Annotated in this window: 17 protein-coding genes and 1 pseudogene; 4 read left to right on the forward strand and 14 right to left on the reverse strand. The window is 46.9% G+C overall.

What is annotated here, in order from left to right:
* Positions 1 to 588: a hypothetical protein gene (locus KU392_RS04850; protein ID WP_217734728.1), complete on the forward strand. Its 588-nt coding sequence runs from the start codon at positions 1 to 3 to the stop codon at positions 586 to 588.
* A 125-nt stretch (positions 589 to 713) separates the two neighbouring features.
* Here the strand turns inward: KU392_RS04850 and KU392_RS04855 are convergent, their stop codons facing one another.
* From KU392_RS04855 to dctP, 4 genes are read right to left on the reverse strand one after another with little or no spacing between them, the layout of a single operon-like run.
* On the reverse strand, positions 714 to 1,499 hold the full coding sequence (locus tag KU392_RS04855) for a 2-keto-4-pentenoate hydratase (RefSeq protein WP_217734729.1): 786 nt from the start codon (positions 1,497 to 1,499) through the stop codon (positions 714 to 716).
* A 34-nt stretch (positions 1,500 to 1,533) separates the two neighbouring features.
* The gene (locus tag KU392_RS04860; RefSeq protein ID WP_217734730.1) at positions 1,534 to 2,346 is read right to left on the reverse strand and encodes an IclR family transcriptional regulator domain-containing protein; all 813 of its coding nucleotides are present in this window, start codon (positions 2,344 to 2,346) and stop codon (positions 1,534 to 1,536) included.
* Positions 2,347 to 2,351: 5 nt separating this feature from the next.
* A complete protein-coding gene (locus tag KU392_RS04865; RefSeq protein ID WP_217734731.1) occupies positions 2,352 to 4,283 on the reverse strand; it encodes a TRAP transporter large permease in 1,932 nt (643 codons plus the stop codon).
* A complete protein-coding gene (gene dctP, locus KU392_RS04870) occupies positions 4,283 to 5,170 on the reverse strand; it encodes a TRAP transporter substrate-binding protein DctP (protein WP_343212412.1) in 888 nt (295 codons plus the stop codon). The genes KU392_RS04865 and dctP overlap by 1 nt, the downstream gene beginning before the upstream one ends.
* Here dctP and KU392_RS14415 point away from each other — a divergent pair.
* Complete coding sequence (locus KU392_RS14415) at positions 5,082 to 5,348, forward strand: hypothetical protein (RefSeq protein WP_343212414.1); 267 nt, start codon at positions 5,082 to 5,084, stop codon at positions 5,346 to 5,348. The genes dctP and KU392_RS14415 overlap by 89 nt on opposite strands.
* A 210-nt stretch (positions 5,349 to 5,558) precedes the next feature.
* Here the strand turns inward: KU392_RS14415 and KU392_RS04875 are convergent, their stop codons facing one another.
* Entirely contained in the window at positions 5,559 to 6,200 is a 642-nt protein-coding gene (locus KU392_RS04875) for a GntR family transcriptional regulator (RefSeq protein WP_217734733.1), read from the reverse strand.
* A 149-nt stretch (positions 6,201 to 6,349) separates the two neighbouring features.
* Here KU392_RS04875 and KU392_RS04880 point away from each other — a divergent pair, with 149 nt between their 5' ends.
* The gene (locus KU392_RS04880; RefSeq protein WP_217734734.1) at positions 6,350 to 8,095 is read left to right on the forward strand and encodes an FAD-dependent oxidoreductase; all 1,746 of its coding nucleotides are present in this window, start codon (positions 6,350 to 6,352) and stop codon (positions 8,093 to 8,095) included.
* A 103-nt stretch (positions 8,096 to 8,198) separates the two neighbouring features.
* Here the strand turns inward: KU392_RS04880 and dmpG are convergent, their stop codons facing one another.
* From dmpG to KU392_RS04900, 4 genes are read right to left on the reverse strand one after another with little or no spacing between them, the layout of a single operon-like run.
* Complete coding sequence (gene dmpG, locus KU392_RS04885) at positions 8,199 to 9,218, reverse strand: 4-hydroxy-2-oxovalerate aldolase (RefSeq protein WP_217734735.1); 1,020 nt, start codon at positions 9,216 to 9,218, stop codon at positions 8,199 to 8,201.
* Positions 9,219 to 9,229: 11 nt separating this feature from the next.
* The gene (locus KU392_RS04890) at positions 9,230 to 10,174 is read right to left on the reverse strand and encodes an acetaldehyde dehydrogenase (acetylating) (protein ID WP_217734736.1); all 945 of its coding nucleotides are present in this window, start codon (positions 10,172 to 10,174) and stop codon (positions 9,230 to 9,232) included.
* Between the two features lie 24 nt (positions 10,175 to 10,198).
* Entirely contained in the window at positions 10,199 to 11,059 is an 861-nt protein-coding gene (locus tag KU392_RS04895) for an alpha/beta fold hydrolase (protein WP_217734737.1), read from the reverse strand.
* 33 nt (positions 11,060 to 11,092) lie between these two features.
* Complete coding sequence (locus tag KU392_RS04900) at positions 11,093 to 12,031, reverse strand: 3-carboxyethylcatechol 2,3-dioxygenase (RefSeq protein ID WP_217734738.1); 939 nt, start codon at positions 12,029 to 12,031, stop codon at positions 11,093 to 11,095.
* Between the two features lie 98 nt (positions 12,032 to 12,129).
* Between KU392_RS04900 and KU392_RS04905 the strand changes: the two genes are divergently transcribed.
* Positions 12,130 to 12,945: a DNA-binding transcriptional regulator gene (locus tag KU392_RS04905; protein ID WP_217734739.1), complete on the forward strand. Its 816-nt coding sequence runs from the start codon at positions 12,130 to 12,132 to the stop codon at positions 12,943 to 12,945.
* 166 nt (positions 12,946 to 13,111) lie between these two features.
* Here KU392_RS04905 and KU392_RS04910 read toward each other — a convergent pair whose 3' ends face one another.
* The 5 genes and pseudogenes from KU392_RS04910 to rpoN all read right to left on the reverse strand — a co-directional run bounded on the left by KU392_RS04910 (position 13,112) and on the right by rpoN (position 17,503).
* A complete protein-coding gene (locus KU392_RS04910; RefSeq protein WP_217734740.1) occupies positions 13,112 to 13,669 on the reverse strand; it encodes a flavin reductase in 558 nt (185 codons plus the stop codon).
* A gap of 19 nt (positions 13,670 to 13,688) precedes the next feature.
* Entirely contained in the window at positions 13,689 to 14,906 is a 1,218-nt protein-coding gene (locus KU392_RS04915; protein WP_217734741.1) for an acyl-CoA dehydrogenase family protein, read from the reverse strand.
* Positions 14,907 to 15,146: 240 nt separating this feature from the next.
* Positions 15,147 to 15,620 (reverse strand): bacterioferritin, encoded by a 474-nt coding sequence (gene bfr, locus KU392_RS04920; RefSeq protein WP_169293049.1) that lies wholly within the window; start codon positions 15,618 to 15,620, stop codon positions 15,147 to 15,149.
* Positions 15,621 to 15,851: 231 nt separating this feature from the next.
* Positions 15,852 to 16,043 (reverse strand): annotated as a pseudogene (locus KU392_RS04925) ((2Fe-2S)-binding protein); the annotation flags it as partial.
* Positions 16,044 to 16,111: 68 nt separating this feature from the next.
* On the reverse strand, positions 16,112 to 17,503 hold the full coding sequence (gene rpoN, locus KU392_RS04930) for an RNA polymerase factor sigma-54 (RefSeq protein WP_217734742.1): 1,392 nt from the start codon (positions 17,501 to 17,503) through the stop codon (positions 16,112 to 16,114).
* Positions 17,504 to 17,506: the final 3 nt, after the last annotated feature.

Raw genomic sequence — 17,506 nt, forward strand, 5'->3', positions numbered from 1 at the left:
ATGAACTACACATCAATGAAGGGTAATTTATTAATGTCTTGGCGTTTTTTATTCATTTCTTTACTGATATTTGCCGGGCTGGCCACATGGGGCGGAATCCAGGCTGGCGAATGGCTTATTGCACATACGCCCACCACTGCCAATATACCCAACGTTAGCGAGTTTGATCCGCCGCCACAAGTTGACCAATTCGGCCGTCCCGTACTGCGCCAGCCCCAGCAACCCCTCATGAGTGGCGCACAGGGCATCCCTGAAATGCCCGTTGGCATAGACTGGGCGATCGAACCCTCACAAAAATCCGACATCCTGACAGCATCCAGCAGCCAGTACAATCCAAATGTCACCATTGGCACGGCAATCGGCCGCATAGACGCCGCCCCCATTCAGGGCGCCCCCATTAACCGTCCAACGCAAGCATCCGGCTCATCAGGCGGCGGTTATGCCTGGGAGCCCGCCTTTCACCGGGAAGTCGCCCATTGCCGCACCCTGGGCTTTTTTGATCGTCCCACTTGCCTGGGCAAGGTGCGTGAGCAATACTGTGGTGCCAACAATGCCTGGGGCAAAGTCAAGGACTGCCCCCCACGCTAACCCCCCAAAAAAAAGCCCGAAATATATTTTCCGGGCTTTTTTGTTACTTGATTTAAGCGGCTAACCTGCAAAACAGGGTTTATGCCCGATTTTTTAAAATTGGTTTATACCACACAAATAATAGCTTAAACAAACTGGCAACTTACCTGACCCAAATGGGTCAAGTCCAGCTGAATCGAATCTCCTTGGGCAACAGCCACCATAGGACCTAAAGCCCCCGATAACAAAACATCTCCTGCCTGCAAGGGGCGCCCTACTTCGATCATAGTACGGGCCAGCCACATACACGCATACAAAGGATGATCCAAACATGCTGCTCCAACGCCGATTGAGGCAATCTGATGATTTTTACGTAACACCATTCCTTCCAGGGCTAAATCCAGAGCATCCAGGCTGACCGGGGTTTTGCCTAAAACATAAGCTGCCGCTGAAGCATTATCAGCAATAGTATCGGTAATTGTAATATTCCAATTCTCTATGGCCGAATCCACAATTTCCAAAGCGGGTAATACATAATCTACAGAACGGATTAATTCGGCCAAGCTGATATCTGCCCGCTCAATATCACGACCTAATACAAAAGCGATTTCTCCCTCAACCTTAGGCGCAATCAAGCCCGAGGCCTGAATATTTGCCCCATCCATATATTCCATATCGGTAAAAAGCATGCCAAAATCCGGCTGGTCAACGCCCAACTGTTTTTGAACTGCCACCGAAGTAAGCCCTATTTTTCGGCCAGACAAACGGCGTCCCTGCTTTAAAGCCTGCTGTGTATTGTATTCCTGAATGGCATACGCCTCTTGAATGTCTGTAATCCCAAACTCTGCGGAAACAGGTGGGCATGCCTGGACTTGTTGCCGCGCCTTCAGCAAAAACTCCGCTACCTGTTTGGTTTTATTTCCATCTACCATTTTTATTCCTCACCACTCAATCAAAATGAACTTTTTAATTACGTCGCCGTATCCAGCCAGTTTGTTCTGCCAAAGGCAAACTTTCCAATTCTTTTTCTATACCCTTCGCGCAACGCTTTAATTGATCCAAATACAACTCTGCCGCTTTAACAGGCGTAAGCGCACGCCTGAAAAACATAATATTAATTGCGCCCAAAACACGGTTCCTCCAACAAATAGGCACAGCAATGGCGCTGATATTATGTTGCGTTTCCCCTGAAGACTCGGCATAGCCGCGTGCACGCGCGACTTGAATCCGCCTCATGACATTTTCCAGATTCTCGGGTTTGACTGACTCATCTCCGGCCAACCCTGCCAGTGTCAGGATTCTTTCACGGCTCTCGTCTGACACTGCGCTTAAAAAAACAATACCCAAGGCCGAATTTAAAAGCGGTCTGGACTTTCCCACCATTCCCCTGTTCACTGACATTGGGCTAAAGCGATGGGTTGATTCCCGAATTATTAAGCGTCCCGAACTAAAAGTCACAAAATCACTGGGCCATTGAATTTGCGATAATAAATTACCCAAATGAAAACTGACTATTTGCGCCACCCAATCTTCGTCTTTTATGCCATCGGCTATAAGCCTAAAGCGACGTGTCAAGGAATAGCAACCATCGCCCGGCCGGCAATGCACATAATCATTGACCTCAAGGGTATGCAAAAGCCTGTATATAGTGGTTCGGTGAATGCCTGTCTTTTTAGCCAACTCTTTAGGCGTGGCCCAACCGAACTCACTTAATACACTAACCAGTTCCAGACCACGTTCTAATGCACGTACCCGTGGATACACTTGTATTTCTGACATTACAGTTAATTCAAAACACTTGGTAACCACATGCTAATGGCCGGAAAAGCGACTAAAAGAGCGATTCTTACCAAATCAGCCAGCAAGAAAGGAGTTACCCCTTTAAAAATACTGGTCAATTGCAGCCGATCTCCAACCACACTGCGCATCACAAATACATTCATACCCAGTGGCGGTGTAATCATACCGATCTCAACCAAGGATAATGTCACTACCCCCCACCAGACCAGGCTATAGTCCATACCTAAAATTAACGGCACTACCAATGGCGCAGTGACCAAAACCGCAGCCATGGTATCAAATATCGTCCCTAACAGAAGGTAAAACACAACTAATGCCAACAAAATAACCCAATGAGGCGTAACATCAACGTTAACAAGATTCAAAATCAAGCTGGCCACATCGCTAAAGCTCATGAACCCTGCAAAAATATTGGCTCCAATAAAAATAATGTAAATCGCACCAGAATTGATGGCAGTATCCAGCAAAGAAGACCTGAACTCCTTCCAGCCAAAATCTTTTGACATAAACGCAAAGGCAAGTGCCAGTACCGCCCCTACTGAAGCAGCTTCCTGGGTAGTGAAAAAACCGCCATACAGGCCACCCAATACCAGGAGAAAAAGAATAGTTGGCCGCCAAGCCTGAATTAACGCCTTGCGAGCAGTCGCCCAATCAAACTTTTCTATCGTGGGTGCCAAATCGGGCTTAACCCGCACTGCTACCATAATAGCAATGATATACATGCCCAAAGCCAAAAGACCTGGCAACAAGGCTGCCTGAAAAGCATCGCGGATGGATACCTCTACCACCACACAATAAACAATCAATACCACCGATGGTGGAAGTAATGCTCCTAAGGTTCCACCTGCTGCAATACATCCAGCAGTCAGACTATGGGCATAGTTGCGTTTTTCCATTTCGGTAAACGCAACTTTTCCAAAGGTTGCCGTTGTCGCAATTGATGAGCCACAAATTGCCCCAAAACCACCACAGCCCATCACTGAAGCCATGGCAAGCCCGCCACGCCGAGATCCGACCAAGGACGTACCGACTTTAAAAATATCACCTGATAAACCTGCCCATGTAGCAAAGTTGCCCATCAGCAAAAACAGGGGAATAGCCGCCAGATCCATGCTGGTTAATGCGCGCGCCACCTCATTTTGGGTAATAACAAAAGCGGACTCGACATTTAACAACAAACCAAGACTGGTAACCCCTAACAATGCCAGGGCCACGCCTACGGGTATTTGTGCCGCAATTAAGATATACAAGGCAATAAAAACGATACTGGCCTGCAAGCCCATACCGTATTCAGGGGTTAAAAAAACAAACAGTAGTACCGCACTAATTGCAAAAGCAGCCACTACCACCCCTAAACCTCGTAAAAAACCCTCTTCCAGATAAGCCTTGGTTAAAATCAGACGCCCCCATTGGGCCAGGTTACGCCCAACAACCAACAGGGTTCCAAAGATCATCACGACACTGGTGACAATCCAAAAACCGGTGGTCCCCATACCCGTTACCACGGTTGTTTCATTGTACTGATATGCATCCCAGGCTCTAAGGCATACCACCCAGCTCAAGCCAATCATCATGACCGCTTCTGCCAGTGCAGACACCAACGCCACACCCAGCTGATTAGAGCCTGCCATTTTACCCATTACATCAACCTGGATATTGCGCCGCTGGATAAAAACCAGGCTTAAGAAGCCAGATATAATAACAGCCATAATAAGCCCGTTAAGTTCAAATAAACCACGGACCCCATGGGAGCTTAAAGACCTTAAAGAAATATCCGTCAAGGTCACCACAGACAAAAACACCAAGGCAACCAGCGAAACAATAACACCTGTCACGCTAAACCGGTCCACCCATTGACCTGAACCATTTAAAACCAAGCGTTTACGCTCTTGGCTGGCATATAACTTTAATTCCATCACTTAGCCCGAACGTCTTCAATAGTACTGGTATAGACATCCCAAATCTCTTTGCCATTGGGAGTTGCGGCTATCCACTCATCGACAACTTTCTGAACTTTAGCCTGATAACCTTCAAGTTCCTCGGCCGTAGGCGTAACCACCACATGCGACTTGTCTTGCAACAGCTCAGCCTTAATCCGCTGATTTTCAGCCTCAAGGCTGTCAGACCAACGTTTTACAAAGGCCGCACCACCATGTTTGGCCAAAGCGGCTTTAGCCGGTTCAGGCAAACTATCATACTTGCGCTTGTTAATAATGACATAAACCGTCGCTGCACCCAAAGGCGCATCAATATGATATTTCACAAAATCGGCAATCTGCCAAGTTTGCAAAGCAACCCAATCATTCACGCTACCTGCCAAAACACGTTTAGACAGATTCTCTGCCACTTGTGAGGCTGGCAGGCCAATGGGGGTCAAACCAATCGCTTCGATAGATGCCGATGCCAGAGGACCAGCGGCACGTACGCGCTCACCTTTAAAGTCGTCCAGACTATTTGATTCTTTACCAGAGTGCAATAAGGCAACAGCAGACGATGACAAACCAAACACGTACACATCGTCAAAACCGTCCATCAAATCATTTTCATACAAGGCCCAAACACCCGCGGACCCCTCCTGGACATCATTTGCCTGAAAAGGCACTTCTGTTACACCTGCCGCTTTAAAACGGCCCGGATTGTAACCGCTTAAACTCCAGGCCATATCAACCAGGCCACGACGTACGGCATCAAAGGCATCTTCAGGTTTAACCAAAGTGCCGCCTGAAAACATTTTAATTTTTAATGTACCTGCTGAATCCGCTTCAATATCTTGCAAAAGCGGCTCAAAAATACCTTTGGTCAAAAAGGAAGTTGGTCCTGCAAAATTGGAAAATCGCATGCTTACAGGCTTATTTGCAAAAGCAGAAGCACTGAAAACAATAGCCAAAGCACCGGCGCAAACCGTTAAGAAGCGTTTCATTGTTATCTCCATGAGTGATATGACTGCCTTCCATCATAAAAGGCATTTTTATATTTACTAACAATATATACAATTTTTAAAATTATTTAAACTCGTAAAAAGATAAGACAACTAATGCTTCAATCAAAAGAAAAATAAAGATTTGTTCACACAGTAAACACCCCCCAAAAATGCTCACTCTGGAAACAACAAAAACCTAGTGAAAACCACTAGATGCCTGTTAACGCACAAAACAAATTTTTTTAATGTTTTCAGGCCAAACATAAAGCTGTTATTCCTGCCAATTTCTTTTTAAATATTCACCCACATCCAAAATATGGTGGCTTGCTATGTTGATAGCTAACGCGACATTTTTTTCCCTTATGGCAACAATCAAATCCTGGTGCGCCTGACTGGCCACATGCAAATTCTGTTTAAAACCGGTTGTTTGAAGCATATAAAAATCTGACAAGTCAAAATTGGCCTGCTGGCGCAAACTTACTTGAGGCGATTGCGCCAAAGCATGCAATTCGGTGTGAAACGCGATGTTTAATGATCTATACGCCTGTTCAATATTAGGGTCATCTGGATCCAGGGCATCGATGCGATGATTAATATCCTGTAATTTTTCTATCTGGCCCGGCTGTACCCGATTGGCAGCCAAACCCGCTAAAACCCCTTCTATCGCAGCGAACATCTGATAAAAATCCAAAACTTCCTGCAAAGCAGGTTGCACGACCCTGGAGCCTACCTGTGCCGTAATCTCTATAAATCCTTGCTCTTGCAAACGATACAAGGCAGTCATAATAGGCTGGCGGCTAATCTTTGTTTCTTCACTTAACTCTTTAACTGAAATGGAGTCACCAAAGGCATAGCGCCCCGTAAAGAGCCTGTCACGAATTAACGCATACGCCTGCATGTTTTTAGAAGACATAGTCCCAACCAAAATTTAAAAAATTGAATGTTTAGCACAACTACCATGCCTTGAACATTAGTAAATATACTATTTTATCAACTCTAAACTAGAATGCTAACATACTAACATGTTAGTTATCGTAGATGAAATCGTATATAGGAGAGACAATGAGTCAAGAAAAACTGGATTGTGATGTATTGGTGATTGGTTCCGGACCAACCGGTTCCACATTGGCGCTGGCGCTGGCCTCATACGGCATTAAAGTCCATGTGGTTTCTCGCTGGAACTGGGTTGCCAATACGCCCCGCGCCCATATTACAAATCAACGCACCATGGAAGTTTTCAGGGAACTGGGCATTGAAGAAGAATGCTACAAATACGCGACCCCTTGGGACCTGATGGGCGATAGCTTGATTACAACCAGCCTGGCCGGAGATGAACTGTTACGCATTCGTTCCTGGGGCACGGATTTGGCTCGCAAGGGTGACTACTTAAGCGGCAGCCCCTGCGAATTACTGGATATTCCCCAACCCCTGATTGAGCCAATTCTGGTTAACCAGGCACGCAATCGCGGGGCAAGTTATTCATTTAATACCGAATACCTGAGTCACCAGCAAGATGACGCCGGTATTACCGTCCAGCTAAAGGATCGTTTCACGCAACATGAATATCAGCTACGGGCAAAATTTTTGGTTGGCGCTGATGGTGCCAACTCAAAAGTCATGAAAGACGCAGGGCTTGCCCTGGAAGGCCAACTGGCTCGCGCAGGCACCGCTTACACCCTGTTTGAAGCCGACTTAAGTCAATATACAGCACACCGCCCCAGTATTTTGTACTGGATTTGTTCTCCCCAAGCGGCATTTGGCGAAATTGGTTTTGGTTTGTTACGCGCCATTAAACCATGGAATCAATGGATAGCCGGTTGGGGATTTGATATTAACCAGGGCGAACCAGAGCTCAGTGACGAAGAGGTAACGGAAAAAATCCGTATCCTGGTCGGTGACCCTGAACTGAAAATTAAAATCCTTAATAAATCCACCTGGTATGTCAACCAGGCCTACGCTCCCCATTACGATAAAGGCCGTGTATTTTGTGCCGGAGACGCCGTCCACCGTCACCCGCCTTCCAGCGGATTAGGCTTGAACACATGCGTCCAAGACGCCTTTAACCTGGCTTGGAAATTTGCCTACGTATTAAAAGGCCACGCTGGCCATGAGCTTTTGGACAGCTTTAGTTTGGAACGGGCACCGGTAGGAAAACAAATTGTGGCACGTGCCAACCAATCTCGCCTGGACTATGCCGCATTGCAAAAAATATTCCGTATAGAAGGCGAGGAAAACCCCATTGAAGCCGGTATTGCCAACTTCAGAAGCCCATCCCAAAAAGGCGCAAAAGCCCGATTGGCCGCCCAACAGGCATTACAGCTGAAACAAACAGAATTTAATGCCCAAGGCGTTGAAATGAACCAACGCTATGAATCACAGGCGGTTATTAATGAGCCAGACCCCGAAACCTGGGCTCGGGACAAAGAGTTGTATTTACAAGCCACAACCCGCCCAGGTGCCAAAATACCTCATGCCTGGCTTATTGACCGCAAAGGATACAAAAAATCCACCCTGGATATCGTTGGCAAAGGTTATTTCACCTTACTAACCGGCTTATCGGGCCATGTCTGGACAGAAGCGGCCCAACAACTAGAGTTACCATTCTTGCGTATTATTACCATAGGATCTTTAGATTACCAGGACCCTTATTGTGAATGGCAGCAGCGACGCGAAATTAATGAAAATGGGGTACTGTTAATACGTCCTGACGGTTTTGTGGCATGGCGTCAAATGGATGCCGGGCAACTTTCCGTAGAACAGGCAAAAACGCACCTGGAAAGAACCTTTCAACAAATTTTATCGCGTTAATTCAGCGTCTGCCTGCTCTGCTTGCCCCACCCCGAAAAACGGGGTATGCAAGCAAGCATCGAATAAAAAAAAACTCCCTCAGGACGAGGGAGATTTTTTATTATTAATTCTGGCTATTTACCAAATCAAGTGCAACGTCGACAATCATGTCCTCTTGCCCGCCTACCATACGGCGGCGACCCAGCTCAACCAAAATATCCACCGGTTTCAAGCCGTAACGTTGCGCAGCCACTTCTGCATGACGCAAGAAGCTGGAGTATACCCCAGCGTATCCTAAAGCCAAGGTTTCACGATCTACACGTACCGGACGATCTTGTAACGGACGGACAATATCATCGGCGGCATCCATCAGGGCATATAAATCAGTACCATGATTCCAGCCCATCCGTTCTGCGGCGGCAATAAACACCTCAAGAGGCGCATTACCGGCACCCGCACCCATTCCGGCCAGGCTCGCATCAATACGATCACACCCTTCTTCAACAGCCACAATCGAGTTGGCCACACCCAAAGACAAGTTATGGTGCGCATGTATACCTGTTTCCGTCTCTGGCTTTAACACTGCCTTAACCGCACGGAAACGGTCACGCACATCGTTCATGTTCATAGCACCGCCCGAATCCACGACATAAATGCAGGTTGCGCCATAACTTTCCATTTTTTGCGCTTCACGGGACAGGTTTTCGGGCGTGGTTAAATGACTCATCATTAAAAAACCGACCGTATCCATACCCAACTCGCGGGCATATGCGATGTGTTGTGCCGATACGTCCGCCTCGGTGCAATGCGTGGCTACCCTTACCACGCGCGCACCTGCCTGATAGGCATCTTTCAAGTCATGAATAGTACCAATGCCAGGCAACAGCAATGTGGCCACTTTGGCATGCTGGACTTCATCGGCCACCGCTTCGATCCACTCCAGATCCGTGTGTGCCCCAAACCCATAATTAAAGCTTGAACCCTGCAACCCGTCTCCATGTGCCACTTCAATACTGTCTACCTTGGCCTGGTCCAGTGCCCGTGCAATACGACGCACATCCTTGACGCTATACTGATGGCGCACGGCATGGCTACCATCACGTAAAGTAACATCTGATATATACAGTTTTTTTCCTGTGTTCATGATTATCTCCATTAACGCTCAAGAATGGATTGCGCCATACGTTCGGCAGTCGCCATAGCAGCCGAAGTCATAATATCCAGATTTCCGGCATAAGCGGGCAAATAATGCGCCGCTCCTTCCACCTCTAGAAACACCGAGGTTTTCAAACCGCTACATTCACCCAAACCGGGGATCTTTAACGGACGGTCCGCGCTTATCCGTTCAAACTGCACCTTTTGTTTAAGCTTATAACCTGGCACATACTGCTGTACTGCCGCAACAGTCTCTGCAATACTTTGTTCAATCGCATCTTCATCAGCCCCGTCAGACAGGGTATAAACAGTATCGCGCATAATAACGGGCGGCTCTGCCGGATTCAAAATAATAATAGCCTTGCCCCTGGTTGCCCCGCCAATCACTTCAATAGCTTTAGAGGTGGTTTCCGTAAACTCATCAATATTGGCACGCGTACCCGGCCCGGCCGATTTACTGGAAATAGATGCCACAATTTCAGCATAATGCACTTTAGCTACCCGAGAAACGGCAGCCACTATGGGAATAGTCGCCTGACCGCCACAAGTTACCATATTGACATTAAACGCGTTTACATGCGCATCCAGATTGACGACTGGCACACAATACGGCCCAATGGCGGCCGGGGTCAAATCCACCAAACGCATCTGGGGTTTCAACTGACGCAAAAAAGCATCATTGTGAATATGAGCACTGGCTGCCGTAGCATCAAAAACCAAATCAATTTCATCAAATACCGGCAACCGGCTCAGACCCTCCACCCCTTCATGCGTGGTGGCCACCCCCAAACGCTGTGCCCTGGCAAGCCCGTCCGATTGAGGATCAATGCCCACCATAGCCCCCATTTCCAGATGCCGACCATGACGCAAAATTTTGATCATTAAATCGGTGCCAATATTACCGGAACCGATAATGGCCACTTTTATTTTCTTATCAACACTCATCTTTAATTTCCTTTGTCGATCCCATTATTCAGCCGCTAAAAAATCAAGCACCAAGGCATTAAAACGATCTTTATGCTCCCACTGCACCCAGTGACCGCAACGATTGAATAAATGCAGTTCCGCCTGGGGAATATGGGTCACCAAACGCAACGCCGCATCCATAGGCACAAAACGATCATCCCGGCCCCACATTATCAATGTAGGTGCGGTAATTGTGCCAAGACGTGCACCGAAATCAGGAAACTGGCGGGGATTAAGCTCAAGGCTTTTTACAAAATTATCCAGATGATCCTGACGGTCCAGGATATTTGTTAAGCGTTGCTGCAAAAGCTCATCAGTCAGGCTACTGGCATCATAAACAAAAATATCCATCATGGCGCGCAGGTTTTCCAGGGTTGGATGACGATATAAACCCTGCAAACGCTTGATACCCTCGGTAGGCATAGGTGTGAACGTACTCAAACCACCGGTGCCGCCTCCCATCAGGATAAGCTTTCCAACACGATCAGGATTGTCCAAAGTGAACGCCGTGGCACTATGCCCGCCCATTGAGTTACCAATCAAATGGGCTTTCTGGATTCCCAACGCATCAACCAGACCTTTAACTGCTGCCGCATTAACATGAGAGCGGGATTCGGTCACCACAATCGGATCGCTCTTGCCCCAGCCAGGGCTGTCTAACAAAATAACGCGATAACCCGCCTTAACCAAAGGCTCCACATTTTGAGAAAAGTTGGCCCAACTGGTTGCGCCCGGCCCTGATCCATGCAACATAATAACGGTTTCATCACCTTGCCCGAAATCGTTATAGTGGATTTTTAATGCCAAACCGTTTTCATTAATATCAACAAAACGGCTACTTGTTTCTTCACTGATGACTGTCATATTAAACCTTAAAAATACATTTTTAATTTAAACCTAAACCAATTCGGCACTCATGACACCATACCCGGCAATCCATTCATTGATAGGTTTGTAGTAGTCTTGACGTGCCTTGTACTCGCCTGCTGCAGCCAAAGCGGCAAAAGCAGCAACCCACGTTCTTACTTCATGGGTAGAACGCCCCGCCTCTTTAGAGATGACATCCACCTCAAAGTCATCAACTTTTTGCAACTCATTGCTTGCGAGCAAATCCATAAATGCCTTGTCCCATTCCTCGTTCAAAGGGGTCAGGTTGCAGGTCGATGTGCCGAAAATTTTTGCGGTCGCTACCGTGCGTGCCTCACGGGCAGCCCGTGCTTCGGGCGTTGGCCGGCGTCCACAAATTAAAAATTCAGCCACTTCTGAGGCGGCGCCACTTAGCAAGGGCACTGGTGGCTCATGAGAAAGCCCACCTGAACCCAAAATAAGAACTCGTTTATTTAACGTTGCAATAAACTGCCCAACCGCCTCACCTAATTTACGAATACGGCGATAAGGCGTAAAAGGGGGTGCAACAGAATTAATAATGATTGGAATAACAGGGTAACGGGTTAAACTTCCTGTTGTTTCCATCAGGATTTGGGTACAACCATGATCAACATCCAACCGATGCGACAGGGCCACATCAATATCTTTATCATGCACAAAACGTACCAAATCCAAAGCCAGGTCTTCGGGAACCGATAGTTTTCCTTCGGGTGTTAAATAATCACCCACAGAATTTGCCCCTGTGGCAACCACAAACGGCGGCATCAAATCATAAAATAAGCCGTTATAATGGTCTGGCGCAAATAAAACAATTAACTCCGGATCAAACTCCTCTACTTCTTTTTTTGTAGCGTCTAAAACAGCATTAACCTCTGCTGCCGTTTCGGGATTCGGATCATACAAGCCACGCAAAGGTGTATGAGACAAACACTTTAGTAATATCGTCATGTAAAAGCTCCTCAAATTGCACTTTTTATTTCACTATGTCAAAAAAAGTCTTTATCTTTTTTTATAAAATTACCGTTAACTGCCACTCATTAATTGTCATGTCAAATCCGCGCTCAACGTCACCTTATAAAAAGTCACAAAGCCTGGTTCGCGGTTTAGCTATTTTGCAGGCCCTTAGCATCTGTCCTGATGGTTCAGCGCGCATCAATGAGCTTAGCCAGGCTACGGGCATTCATCGCACCACCATTAAACGCCTTCTACAAACCCTCATTGAGGAAGGCTATGTCAGCCAAAGCCCGTCAGACCACAGCTACCGTTTAAGTTACCAAGTCCGCCAGCTTAGTGAAGGCTTCCGTGACGACGATTGGGTCACGCAAATTGCCGCCCCCGCCATTAATGAACTGGTCAAACTGACCTTATGGCCTTCCGACCTGTGCACCCTGTCCGGGGCCTCTGTAATTATTCGTGAAACCTCACATCGCTTTAGTTCACTCTCGTTTCATCGGGCAATGATCCGGCGGCGGCTTCCTTTGCTTACGACCGCTGCAGGCCGGGCTTATTTTTGCTTTTGCCCCGAACAAGAACGCCAACAATTAATTCCTATCATTCAAACAGATCCTTCTCCACAGGCCCAATTAGCGCATAACCCCGCTTTTTTACGTCAGCTTGTTGAAAAAACACAGCTTAGGGGCTACGCTTCCAATGAAGGAGACTGGGTCAATGAAAGCAATACCGCTGCCATTGCCCTTCCCATTACTTATAAACGCCGGGTAATTTCGACGGTCAACCTGGTTTTTTTAAAGAAAATCCTTAGGCCAGAAGCGGCGGCCGCGCGTTACTTACATTACCTTAAAGAAACCGTGACCAAAATAGAAAACCAGCTAGCCCAATACGAGCAACTTATAAGCGAATAGGTCGACTCCCTGTCCCTTTTTCCTACCACCAGTAGGCTAGCATGGCTTTAATGACATGCAAGACAGCTTTGTCAAGGTTGTTCACAGGTTAAACAGCACTTTCATTTTCTACAAATAAAAAACACTCGCCGAAGCGAGTGTTTTAATTAGCTCATTAATGACTGATTCAGGTTTCCTGCAAGGTATAAAACTTACCCCCCATATACAACAATGCACCACCGGTCTCGTTGCTACGGGTTGCCAACACCTCGCATAAAAATGCAAAATGTGTGCTTTCATCAAAAACCTTAATAACCCGACAATCAAAATTGGACTTTGCCCCCTTTAAGACCGGAGCACCCGTTACCAGGGTTTCCCATTCAGCATGTTTAAAACGTTCTGGCCCCGGAATTTCTTTGCGCATGCCGGCAAAAATACACGCCAATTCAGATTGATGCCCGGCCAATGTATTCACACATAACAAGCCGGTTGCCATAATGTATTCAGCGGCATATACATTTTTATTGACAAAGGCAACCAGACGTGGGGGATCTGCCGTTACCGAGCAAATTGCCGTTGCCGTCAAACCAACACACTCCTGCTCATGAACTGTCGTGATAATAGAGGTTGCCGCGGCAAAATGGCGCATCCCGGCACGGTGTTCCTCCTCTCCAACCAACGGCAGATCAGCCAAAAGGGCATTGGGCTGCCAATCCAAAACCTGATTAATATCTCGTAATTGCATGTTATACGTCCTGCATTACCTATTTCACGCCAAAAGGATTAGGAACAGGCAGCTGTGCGCCCAGCAGATTGCCGCCCAACAATTCACCAATATTGTCCTCATTTTGAGTAATATGGTTGGCTGCAACTAAAATATCACGCATTTGGCGCTGCATGGGACTGCTTAACCAGACACCACGGGTTGAGGTCTTTTTAAATATCATATGCGCGGCATCAAAACATTCGCCCCCGGTAAACTGATTAGTCGCAAAATGCCGGATACGCACGTCCAATGGCACCAGTTCACCCCTGGATGCATAACCCCATGCTTCATCGGTATTATGAAGAACCCGGGATGCTGCACCTAAAATTTTAGCGCTTGCCGCGCCTAAACGCTGTTTGATAAACGGATCATTTACCGCTGCCCCAACAGCCTGATTCAGGTTTTGCCTTGGTTTCATATGCTCTACATACATATCCTCCATTCCACGCGCCATTCCAACGATGACTGACGAAACCGCTGCGTAAAACACATAAAAGAAAGGCATCTTATACAAATTATTAACATGACCATGAGTGGATTCATCATAATCACCAATCACATGACTACGGTAGGCAGGGACAAAGACTTTTTTTACCACCAGTTTTTTACTACCCGTTCCTGCCAAACCTACCACATGCCAATCATCTACAATGTCTAAATGCCGGGCCGGCACCCAAAAGGAACGAAATACCATACCGCCATTTTCCTGTACCCGCCCTCCTAAAAACGCCCCGCCGGCAGCGTGATCGCACCCGCTGGAGGTCAACCACTCTCCTTCCAGCTCATACCCGCCTTCTACAGCGGTTACCTTGCCAAAAGGAGCATAGGAAGAAGACACCAGCACATGGGAATCCTCGGACCACAGCTCTTCGCCCACACGCGAATCAAGCAATCCCACCTCAAAAGGATGTACCCCCAAAACCATCACGTTCCAGGCGCTTGACGGACAACCACGACCCAACTCCATCAATACCTTATTTAAGACATTAGGGTTCATTTCATAGCCACCCCACCGCTTGGGTTGCAGAATCTTAAAGAAACCGGCTTCGGTAAAATCCCTGATCGTCTCTGTAGAAACCATCCGGTTTTTTTCTACATCTGCAGCACGCTCACGCAACACCGGAATTAATGCAGTAGCACGTGCAATTATTTCTTCTTCGCTTGGAATAGATGTTGCCGTTACCGCTTCTTCTGCGTTCAGACTAGATATTGTCATTACCATTTCTCCTTTTGTTATCAATTTAATTTGTTACATTTTAGAAATAAAACTTATCTTTTCACAACAATTTAGGATTAAGGTGCACTATACGCACCTGGTTGATAGACAGCACCCAGCATAAAAAAACCCCAAAAAGCTGGATGTTTATCCATGCTTTTTGGGGTTGATCCCTGCTTCTTTGGTTTTGCTTGCTCTAATCAGCGGTTAGCGTGAAAAACACCCACACTCAAAGAAACATTATTCTTCACCCATCTGGCTTTGCAGGTAATTTTGCAGACCTACTTTGTCCACCAGTTCAATTTGGGTTTCCAACCAGTCGATATGTTCTTCGGTATCATCAAGAATGCGGCGGAACAAATCACGAGAAACGTAGTCGCGCACTTTTTCGCAATGGGCAATCGCTTCGGTAAGCGTTCCATGAGCACTTACCTCAAGGTGCAAATCACAAGCCAGGATTTCGGGTACATCCTCACCAATGCGCAACTTATGCAAATCTTGCAGGTTGGGTAATCCCTCCAGCAAAAAAATACGTTCTATCAGGGCATCGGCATGCTTCATCTCTTCGATGGACTCTTCATATTCATGCTTGCCCAACACATTAAAGCCCCAGTTTTTCAACATGCGGGCATGCAGGAAATACTGATTAATCGCCGTTAACTCATTGGTCAATTGCTTGTTCAGGTATTTAAGAACCTCTTTATCGCCTTTCATAACCCTTCCTTTTTCAAGTTTGCTCAATGGGATTCCGGTATGCAAAAACAACACCGCCCCCCAGGCTTCCATTATATATTGGAAGCGGTTACGAAACAGATTTACCAAAATGAATACGACATAAGCTTCCTTTTCCTGAGCAAAAGGAAGCTTATGCGAAAACACCGGATTTTTCCAATACGTTGCCTACCAGAGTGCCGTGGACACAAGTGCCTTGCGGCTGCGTGACTCGCTCACATACTCTTGATTTGCTGCATTAGAGGCTGAATCTTTCGGAAGATATTCGCTGGCAGTCTGGGCACAGCAACCACAGCACGATGCAACACCTAACTCGGTCTGTAAATCACCAAGGGTTGACGCTCCGTTATTGACTGCCTCAATAACGGTTTTTTCTGTGATGGCATTACAAATACAAATATACATGCGAATCATTATCATCTATTTTTATTTTTTTCGCAATATTTTTTCCCTGTTTTTCTTAAAAAAAACAGTCAGCCTTTCAGAAGAGCCTGAGCTTTTCTTCTGGAAGCCGGTGCAATACCAATGGCTTCACGATATTTAGCCACTGTTCTGCGGGCGATTAACAAACCATCCGCCATCAACAAATCACACAACTTACTGTCGGACAAAGGTTTTTTGGCATCTTCAGCCTCGACCAGCGCCTTGATTTTCAACTGAATCGACTTGGCCGAGGTATGCTCACCAGACTCGGTGGCTACACCCGATCCAAAAAAATATTTCAGTTCAAATACCCCATGCGGAGTGGCGATGAATTTTTGCGTGGTGGCCCGGGATACGGTTGACTCATGAATCTCCAGCTCCTGTGCCACTTCTTTTAAGGTAAGAGGTTGTATGGCAGACACACCTTCTTCAAGAAAGGCTGTTTGATATTTCATGATGACTCGGGAAACATCCAGAATGGTGCTGAAACGGTGATTGACCTGTTTTAAAAAACCCTTTGCATGACTTAGCTGTTCACTCAGACTGCTTTCCTGCTTTTTACCCAGGGTCCTGATCATGCTTTCATATTCGGCATTAATCCGAACCTTTGGCAAAATCCCCTGATTAAGGGATAAAACCCATTCATGATTGATTTTTCTCACCAACACATCAGGTACCGCATAATCGGCTGCAGGCGTGCTCCAGGCTTTACCTGGCCGTGGATCAAGCCCCTGAATCAAACCATGGGCCTGGCGAATCAGGGTAATATCGGCACCGGTGACCGCTTGCAAGGCAGCCATATCGGCCGCTGCCAGCGCATCCAGGGCATTGGCGCAAATTTTTTTGGCGCAGGCCAATACTTTGCCATCAGGTTCAGGACTTAACTCACGAGAAAGCTGCAATAACAGGCATTCTGACAGGCTGCGGGCCGCAATACCCGGAGGATCGAACGACTGCAACAAACGCAACGCCACCGTCAGCTCCTCTACGGTTACCTCATGCTCAGCCTCAAAAAATCCGGCCACCTCTTCCAGCGGTGTATGCAGATAGCCATTTTCGTCCAGTTCATCAATCAGGACATCAACCAGAAGCATATCACGCTCCATGGCATGGGTTGTCCCCAACTGACTGCGCAAATACGCTTCCAGGCTCACACTGGTTGCGGTTTCAGGATAGAAATCATCATCCTCGGAATTGGCAGCGGCAGGTTTACGCTGATCCCAATCCTGTTGTAAAACCTCAGCATAAGACAGCTCGGAATTTGGTGTTTCAGACGATATCTGGTTATCATCTACTAACTCCAGCATCGGATTGTCCTGAATGGCGCGCATCAGCTCAACCTGGAAATCCAGACCGGAAAACTGCAACAATCGCAATGACTGTTGCAACTGAGGGGTCATGACCAATTGCTGGCCCGTTTTTAACTCTAACGCCTGACGCATATT

Source organism: Advenella alkanexedens (assembly GCF_019132845.1).
GTDB lineage: Bacteria > Pseudomonadota > Gammaproteobacteria > Burkholderiales > Burkholderiaceae_B > Advenella > Advenella alkanexedens.

What these genes read in the sequence shown, in the direction of transcription:
- KU392_RS04850 (WP_217734728.1), top strand. Translation starts at nt 1, where the DNA reads ATGAACTACACATCAATGAAGGGTAATTTATTAATGTCTTGGCGTTTT.
- KU392_RS04855 (WP_217734729.1), bottom strand. Translation starts at nt 1,499, where the DNA reads ATGGTAGATGGAAATAAAACCAAACAGGTAGCGGAGTTTTTGCTGAAG.
- KU392_RS04860 (WP_217734730.1), bottom strand. Translation starts at nt 2,346, where the DNA reads ATGTCAGAAATACAAGTGTATCCACGGGTACGTGCATTAGAACGTGGT.
- KU392_RS04865 (WP_217734731.1), bottom strand. Translation starts at nt 4,283, where the DNA reads ATGGAATTAAAGTTATATGCCAGCCAAGAGCGTAAACGCTTGGTTTTA.
- KU392_RS04875 (WP_217734733.1), bottom strand. Translation starts at nt 6,200, where the DNA reads ATGTCTTCTAAAAACATGCAGGCGTATGCGTTAATTCGTGACAGGCTC.
- KU392_RS04880 (WP_217734734.1), top strand. Translation starts at nt 6,350, where the DNA reads ATGAGTCAAGAAAAACTGGATTGTGATGTATTGGTGATTGGTTCCGGA.
- dmpG (WP_217734735.1), bottom strand. Translation starts at nt 9,218, where the DNA reads ATGAACACAGGAAAAAAACTGTATATATCAGATGTTACTTTACGTGAT.
- KU392_RS04890 (WP_217734736.1), bottom strand. Translation starts at nt 10,174, where the DNA reads ATGAGTGTTGATAAGAAAATAAAAGTGGCCATTATCGGTTCCGGTAAT.
- KU392_RS04895 (WP_217734737.1), bottom strand. Translation starts at nt 11,059, where the DNA reads ATGACAGTCATCAGTGAAGAAACAAGTAGCCGTTTTGTTGATATTAAT.
- KU392_RS04900 (WP_217734738.1), bottom strand. Translation starts at nt 12,031, where the DNA reads ATGACGATATTACTAAAGTGTTTGTCTCATACACCTTTGCGTGGCTTG.
- KU392_RS04905 (WP_217734739.1), top strand. Translation starts at nt 12,130, where the DNA reads ATGTCAAATCCGCGCTCAACGTCACCTTATAAAAAGTCACAAAGCCTG.
- KU392_RS04910 (WP_217734740.1), bottom strand. Translation starts at nt 13,669, where the DNA reads ATGCAATTACGAGATATTAATCAGGTTTTGGATTGGCAGCCCAATGCC.
- KU392_RS04915 (WP_217734741.1), bottom strand. Translation starts at nt 14,906, where the DNA reads ATGACAATATCTAGTCTGAACGCAGAAGAAGCGGTAACGGCAACATCT.
- bfr (WP_169293049.1), bottom strand. Translation starts at nt 15,620, where the DNA reads ATGAAAGGCGATAAAGAGGTTCTTAAATACCTGAACAAGCAATTGACC.
- rpoN (WP_217734742.1), bottom strand. Translation starts at nt 17,503, where the DNA reads ATGCGTCAGGCGTTAGAGTTAAAAACGGGCCAGCAATTGGTCATGACC.